The 380-nt window shown below is 59.5% G+C and carries 1 pseudogene; it reads left to right on the top strand.

Going from position 1 to position 380, the window contains the following annotated elements:
* Positions 1-380 (top strand): annotated as a pseudogene (locus WG8_RS27275) (hypothetical protein); the annotation flags it as partial.

The raw sequence follows: 380 nt of genomic DNA, 5'->3' as shown, positions 1-380 counted from the left end.
CGGCAAGCTGACGGTGGGGGCTTCCATCCAGGCAGACGGCGGGGCGTGGGGAACGCTGGACGATTTCTATCTGACGTTCGTCAGGGATGCAGAGGCGACGAACCCGGGTGAGGGTACAACTCCAACACCTGAGCCAGTACCTGCACCAACCCCGGCACCGGGTTCGACACCAGATCCATCTCCGGCTCCAGTACCGACACCGACGCCAGCACCGGGCAAAGACTCCTCCAAGAATTCGTCTACTGATGACGGTGGTACATATGGCGGACAGAGCGAGAGTGTGACAGCTAGCGTGGACGGCGGCAAGAACAGTAGTACTTTGCTCACCAATGTCGTCATTCAGCGGACAACGCTGTCCGACGGGTCTAAAAAAGACCGTG

The organism is Paenibacillus sp. Aloe-11 (assembly GCF_000245715.1).
Taxonomy (GTDB): Bacteria; Bacillota; Bacilli; order Paenibacillales; family Paenibacillaceae; genus Paenibacillus; species Paenibacillus kribbensis.
This window is presented reverse-complemented; position numbering and strand designations above follow the sequence as displayed.